A 6,725-nucleotide genomic window follows, 5' to 3' on the forward strand; every position below is an offset into this window, starting at 1 on the left:
GTCCCCAGTCCCCAGTCCCCAGTCCCCAGTCCCCAGTCCCCAGTCCCCAGTCCCTCACTCAAGCCGTTGGCGGATTTAAGCGATAGCCTATGCCATGTACTGTTTCTATCCAATTTTTGGCACCAATTGTTTGTAAACGTTGACGTAGGCGGCGTACTAGGGTTGTAACTGCGTTACTTTCGGGTGCGTCTGGGGAATTCCATAAGGCTTGCTCAATTTGGTTATGAGATAGCACTTGGCGGGGATGTCGCATTAAATATTCCATCAATTGGAACTCTCGACTGGAAAGTTGAACTGTGACAGAATCGCGTTCGATCGCCAAGTTGGATAAATGCAGTTGCAAATCACCCAGCCTGAGTATATCTCCTTGCCACATTGGCGATCGCCTTCCCAATGCCCGCACTCGCGCTAATAGCTCTAGTACATCTACGGGCTTGACTATGTAATCATCTGCACCTGCATCTAAACCTATTACTTTATCTAAAACAGTGTCTTTTGCTGTCAACATCAGCACAGGAGCCACTTTTCCAGCCTGCCTATATACTTGACAGATTTCTATGCCACTCACCTTGGGTAACATCCAATCTAGAATTAACATGTCATAGTCTTTATGAAAGGCAAACCATTGCGCTGTCTCTCCATCTGCGATCGCATCTACTGTATGCCCGACTTTTAATAATGCTGTCCGCAGTGGCTCTAACTGCGCTGGGTCGTCTTCTACAAGTAAGATCAGCATCCCATTTGCTCAGCTTGCTGTGTTTTTTGCTTTTTATCAGATTAAGCTAAAAAGTGACTAGGTAATTTGTAATTTGTAATTAAGATGGCATTGCATAAATGCAGGATGAATTTGACCTTTTGACCAAGGTTAAATATTAGACCTCTTGCAAAAGTCGGATACTCGTCAGAAAATAAATTTTCTGGCTGATAACTCAAGTCGGTTGAAACCGACTAATAAGCTGTTCCACATATAACTTGCATAATTAGGGCGGGCAAGATGCCCACTCCACAAGAGTTTTATTTAATTTGATTATGTAATTTAGATGTTTTTTAGCTTAATAACAGTATTTTTAGTCCGTTTCAACGGACTTTTGCTATTAGGCAGAGACTTGAGTCTCTGACGGTTCAAGTATTTTTGCAAGAAGTCTATTGATTCTTTGCGTCTTTGCGCGATACAAAATTCATGCGTCAACTACAACTGTTTCAGGTGTTGCGATCGCTAGGCTTGATGTTTTGGTTATCTTTGCCGCTGATTGGGGTGGTATTTTGGCTAGGAAGTGGTTTTGTAGGCGATCGCATTCTGGCTCGTTTTTCTCCTAGCAAAAAATATCTGCTTGCAGATAAACAAGCGGCAGGGCAGATGATGAAAAAGGTGGTGGCGATTGAGGTTAAAATTCAGCAGCAACAAGGGATTTCATTGGTGAATGTGAAAACTAATGACTCATTTTTGAAAACGATTGTATTTGAATTTCCCATCACCGAACCTAGCCAACTTGAAGTTACTCTTAGTCAAGAATTGGGTTTACCCCGCGATCGCGTTCAGGAAATGATTCGTTATTTATGATGATAGGCTAGAGCAAAGACGCGGTTACTTGCATTTTGATCGCTTTTGCAAGAAATCTAAGTTTTAAGGTGATTGAAATCACGACGTAATCAACAAACGTCGTCCCGTTATCAACAAACGTCGTCCCGTTATCAACAAACGTCGTCCCGTTATCAACGAACGTCATCCCGTTATCAACAAACGTCATCCCGTAATCAACGAACGTCAGGATGGTTGACATTTCCTTGTCATATTTATCAATCAAAATATATAAAAGGTAACGTTATTTTTAACAAATTAATAAATAACGGTTCATTCATCCTCAAGTAGTCCCCCGTTAACTGCTATGGACACTTCTGAAACTCAAGTTTCTAACGTTGAAACACAGTCAGACAGTTCTGTGTCGCCCAAGGCAGAACAAACTCGTTTTGGTAAACCCTGGCTGCGGACATTACTAATCTTATTTTTCGTAACTGGGGGTATTATTCTTTGGCGGTTGCTGGCTCCTGGTAGCTCACCAAAACCCTCTGTTGCCCAACAGAAACAAGCACCACCCCCACGTGCCATAGAAACGATCGCCTTAGCAAACGGCAACGCTATCAAAACTATACAACTGCTAGGACAAGTAGAAGCTAGTCAGCAGTCAATACTACGCTCTCAAACTAGTGGGATTGTCAAGCAAATCTTAGTGCAACCCGGCGATCGCGTCCAAGCAGGGATGAAAATTGCTGTATTAGAAGATACCGACCAACAATTAGCGATCGCCCAAGCCAAAGCACAACTAGCACAGCAACTAAGCAATCTTGCACGCTTAGAAGTGGGTACTCGTCCAGAAATTATTGCTCAACGTCAAGCAGCAGTGACATCCGCAAAAGCACGCGAACAAGAAGCAGAGGATAACCTCAAACGCATCAGTAATCTAGTAAAAGAGGGTGCTGAATCCAAAAGATTATTAGTAGAAGCGCAATCAAGATTAGATGACACCAGAGGAGAACGCTTAGCAGCCGAAGCCGAACTCGCCGAAGCCAAAGCCGGGCCAATTAAAGAGGAAATCGCCGCCCAAAAAGCCAACGTCGAAGCAGCCAAAGCGACCTTAGCACAAGCAGAACTAGCACGGCAACGCACCCAGATTTTGGCATCAGAATCAGGCGTGGTACAGACTCGGCATGTTAGCAATGGTGATTTAGTACAAAGTTCTAGTCAAATTATTACCCTAATAGCAGGCGATCGCTTTGACATCTTCTTAGAGTTACCCGAAGAACTCAGCAGTCGAGTGACCCCAGGCATGACAATTAATTTGACAGCTCGTGCCCTCCCACAATGGAAACAACGCGCCACCATCACAGCTGTCGTTCCCTCCGCCGATTCTGCTTCTCGTCGCCAGCGCGTGCGTGTTCAAATTAACAATCCACCCTCGCGGTTATTACCAGGAATGGCGATCGCAGGCAGCCTCAACATGCCCACAAATCGCTCTAGCTTTGTGGTATCACGAGACGCCATAACCAGAAGGCAAAACCAGTGGTTAGTCTTCACCGTTGCCGATGGCAAAGCCAAACAAATTCAAGTTGAGATGGTAGCTGACATGGGCAAAAACGTCGCCATCTACCATCCCAGCCTACAAACAGGTCAACCCATCGTCCTACGTGGCGGCGATGGATTGCAAGATGGCGCACCTGTGAAGGGAGTAGGGAGTAGGGAGTAGGGAGTAGGGAGTAGGGGGAAGTTACTCATAGATCTCCCCCTTGCCCCTGCCCCCTGCCCCATTCCCCACTCCCCACTCCCCGCGTCCCCGCGTCTCCGCGTCTCCCCGTCCCCAGTCCCCGCGTCTCCCCGTCCCCGCGTCCCCACTCCCCACTCCCCACTCCCCACTCCCCACTCCCCACTCCCCACCATGAACTTTATCGAAACTGCTGTCCGTTGGCGACATGGCACTTTTGTGTTATTCTGCTTGCTTGCAATGTTTGGGGTATTCTCTTTACTCAAGTTACCCCTAGAATTACAACCGGGGGGCGATCGCCCGGAAATTACGATTACAACTACCTATCCGGGAGCAGGCCCTGCGGAGGTAGAAGACTTAATTACGCGCCCAATTGAAGAACAAATAGAAGAGGTGCTAGGCGTTAAGGAAATTAGTAGTACTTCCCGTGCTGGGCGTAGTTCGATTACGCTGGAATTCGCTCAAGATGCTAATGCTCAAGAACGGCTAGTTGATGTCTTAAACCGCTTACAACAGGTGGAAAGTTTGCCGCCAGAAGCTCAAGAATCAAGTGTAGAACTGGTGGGTGGCAACAGTTCGCCGATGATGTGGATTCCCTTTGATACCAAAGAAGGATTTACGCCGGATGCTAACCGCTATCGCGATTTAGCAGAAGAGGTTGTAGTTCCTCGGTTGCGGCGAGTAGAAGGGACTGGACAATTTTTGATCATCGGTGGACAAGAGCGAGAAGTTGAGGTCAAAATTGACCCAAAAGCTTTATCTGATCGCAACCTCACTATTGGTGATGTGGTGCAGGTACTGCGAGATAATAACCGCGATATCCGGGGTGGCCCATTAATTTTAGGACGACGGGAGTATCGCGTCCGCACAGTCAGCCGGTCACAAGATTTATCACAAATTGAAGGTTTTGTACTGCGGCGTGATGCCTCTGGCACTGTTTACTTGCGCGATGTGGCAAAGGTGCAGATGGGACGCAAACCACAAGATAGCGCTTTGGTATTTAATGGTAAGCCAGGGGCAGCAGTTGGTGTAATTCGGCAGATTGGGGCCAATGTGCCAGAGGTTGCTAAAGGCGTCCGCGCCGAAATTGCTGCACTGCAAGCTGAGTTTGACAGGCAAAATCAAGGCATTCGCTTTGTTTACAACTACGACGAGAGTCAATACATCAATCAATCGGTGGCGTTTGTCCAAGGCAACCTCGTGAGTGGGGCACTGCTGGCAACAATCGTGCTGATTCTTTTCCTTGGTTCGATGCGGACTGTGGCAGTGGTGGCAATTACGATTCCCACCACACTAATTATGGTATTCATCGTCATGTCTGCATTTGGCCGGACGTTGAACATTATCAGTTTGGCTGGATTGGCGTTTGCAGTCGGTATGGTCGTAGATAATGCGATCGTGGTGATTGAAAATGTTTTCACCCACATGCAGCAAGGTAAAAGTGCCATGCGGGCAGCAATTGAAGGCACTCAAGAGGTTTGGAGTGCGATGCTGGGTTCCACTTTAACCAACGTCGTGGTATTTGTGCCGCTGATTATGGTGACAGGTGAAGCCGGACAACTTTATGCTGATATGGCGATCGCTCTTTCTGCCTCTTCTTTATTTTCGCTGTTTGCCGCTTTAACTTTAGTCCCCATGCTCTCTGGATTGTTTCTCAAGCAATCAGAAGCAATCCAAATGATGCAAGGCGGTGAATATCGAGGTGGTAATTGGTTTGAGCGCTCAGTAGCCAAAAGTTCTGCGGTTTTTCGTTATTTCCAAGGTAAATTGGAGAGTTTTCTAGTTTATACGGTCAGTTGGTCACTGGGACGCCGCCGTGTTAGGCGCAGATTATTAGTGCTGTCGATTCCTGTGGCTTTACTTGTCACCAGTATATTTCTGCTTCCACCCGCCGATTATTTACCCGAAGGCAATCGTAACTTAGTTGTGTTACGGGCGGAACCATTGCCAGGAACCAGTATTCCCGAAGCGATTCAGCAATCGGAATCGATACAGAAATTTTTGCGATCGCAGCCAGAAGTTGAGCGGATTATGTATGTTGATCGTCCGGGGGCGCTGCGCGGGATTGCAACTATCTTAAAACCAGAATTCGCCACCACCACCGGGTTAGCTGAAATGGTAGATCGCTTACGTGCCCAAAGTGGCAACTTTGCCGGCTACCGCTTCATAGTCCCATCGCGGATTTCGATTTTCCGCGATCCCGGTAAGGAATTTGAGGTGGATATTGTCGGGGCTGATTTGAATCAAATTAGCGATTTAGAGAAGCAAATCACGGGCAAATTACGAGATTTACCAGGTGTGCAAAGTGTGCGGTCTAACTTTGTCATGGGTGCTGGTGAATTGCAAGTCATTCCCAACCGAGAACGCCTTGCCGAAGTGGGACTCTCAGAAGCAGAAATTGGTTCAATGGTGGAAGCCGGATTAGGTGGTCGTGTGGCCTCCGATTACATCGATGGTAAGGAAGAACTAGATGTATCAGTAGAACTGCAAAATACCGCAGTGGAAACACCAGAGCAACTACGCCAATTGCCACTATATACTCAAGGACGGCAGGTACAATTAGGTGATGTGGCTGAAGTTGTAGAAACGACAGGAGCAGACGCCATTAATCACGTCGATTTGGAGCGATCGATTAGCCTCACCGTTTCTCTTGCACCCGATGCCCCACTGGCGACATTAGTAGAACGCACCGAAGAGGAAATCCTCGCTCCCTTACGGGCTAATTTACCAACAGACTATCGATTAGAACTCGCAGGTTCAGCAGACCAATTAGCAACAACGGTGGCTCAATTAGCGGCGGCATTTGCGTTTTCAGTTTTGATTACTTACTTGTTGTTGGTGGCGTTGTATCGTTCATTCCTCTATCCAGTGGTGATTATGGCTACAGTACCAATGGGGATGAGTGGCGCATTATTAAGTTTAGTTGTAGCCAACTGGATTCCAGGAATGAATGTGGCATTGGATATGATTACCGCGTTAGGATTTGTCATCCTCACGGGTGTAGTCGTCAACAACGCGATTCTACTTGTAGACCGAGCATTGCAACTCCAGCAAGCAGGCGAGGAATATGATACATCGCTATATAATGCCACTAGCGATCGCCTCCGTGCGATTTTCATGTCTGCCGGCACTAGTGTATTAGGAATGTTGCCCTTGGCAGTTCTACCAGGTCAAGGTTCAGAACTGTATCAAGGATTAGGCATTGTTTTGACTGGCGGTTTGGCATTCTCCACAATTTTGACCCCCACCGTTGTACCGGCACTTATGGGTTTGTTACATGATATCTCTGGGCGAAAAATGCGATCGTCATCCCCAGACAGTACTCAGTCAACCGCTAATACAAATGGCAAGGTTAAAGTTTGATAGATTTCTTGCATAAGTCTTTAATGTTGTTGAATAATACTGTGAAAAGCTCACGCAGAGGCGCAGCGAAAAGTTCTGTTCGCGTAGCGTCTCCGTCAGGAGAAG

The 6,725-nt window shown here is 47.0% G+C and carries 5 protein-coding genes; 3 read left to right on the top strand and 2 right to left on the bottom strand.

The window, feature by feature from the left end:
* Window positions 1-58: 58 nt before the first annotated feature.
* Window positions 59-736, bottom strand: coding sequence for a response regulator transcription factor (locus AC5JMF_RS28000; RefSeq protein ID WP_495798980.1), 678 nt, complete (start codon window positions 734-736; stop codon window positions 59-61).
* A gap of 444 nt (window positions 737-1,180) precedes the next feature.
* On the opposite strand from AC5JMF_RS28000, the gene AC5JMF_RS28005 reads away from it, so the two are divergent.
* Window positions 1,181-1,561 (top strand): hypothetical protein, encoded by a 381-nt coding sequence (locus AC5JMF_RS28005; protein ID WP_495798981.1) that lies wholly within the window; start codon window positions 1,181-1,183, stop codon window positions 1,559-1,561.
* A gap of 7 nt (window positions 1,562-1,568) precedes the next feature.
* On the opposite strand, the gene AC5JMF_RS28010 is transcribed toward AC5JMF_RS28005, so the two are convergent.
* Window positions 1,569-1,781 carry a hypothetical protein gene (locus AC5JMF_RS28010; RefSeq protein WP_495798982.1) on the bottom strand — a complete coding sequence of 71 codons (213 nt, stop codon included), beginning with the start codon at window positions 1,779-1,781 and terminating at the stop codon, window positions 1,569-1,571.
* Window positions 1,782-1,886: 105 nt separating this feature from the next.
* Here AC5JMF_RS28010 and AC5JMF_RS28015 point away from each other — a divergent pair, with 105 nt between their 5' ends.
* Entirely contained in the window at window positions 1,887-3,242 is a 1,356-nt protein-coding gene (locus AC5JMF_RS28015; protein WP_495798983.1) for an efflux RND transporter periplasmic adaptor subunit, read from the top strand.
* A 189-nt stretch (window positions 3,243-3,431) separates the two neighbouring features.
* Window positions 3,432-6,620: an efflux RND transporter permease subunit gene (locus AC5JMF_RS28020; RefSeq protein ID WP_495798984.1), complete on the top strand. Its 3,189-nt coding sequence runs from the start codon at window positions 3,432-3,434 to the stop codon at window positions 6,618-6,620.
* Window positions 6,621-6,725: the final 105 nt, after the last annotated feature.

The organism is Desmonostoc vinosum, from assembly GCF_059505385.1.

Excerpts from the sequence above, each read along its gene's own strand:
- AC5JMF_RS28000 (WP_495798980.1), bottom strand. The coding sequence starts at position 736 with ATGCTGATCTTACTTGTAGAAGACGACCCAGCGCAGTTAGAGCCACTG.
- AC5JMF_RS28015 (WP_495798983.1), top strand. The coding sequence starts at position 1,887 with ATGGACACTTCTGAAACTCAAGTTTCTAACGTTGAAACACAGTCAGAC.
- AC5JMF_RS28020 (WP_495798984.1), top strand. The coding sequence starts at position 3,432 with ATGAACTTTATCGAAACTGCTGTCCGTTGGCGACATGGCACTTTTGTG.
- AC5JMF_RS28005 (WP_495798981.1), top strand. The coding sequence starts at position 1,181 with ATGCGTCAACTACAACTGTTTCAGGTGTTGCGATCGCTAGGCTTGATG.
- AC5JMF_RS28010 (WP_495798982.1), bottom strand. The coding sequence starts at position 1,781 with ATGTCAACCATCCTGACGTTCGTTGATTACGGGATGACGTTTGTTGAT.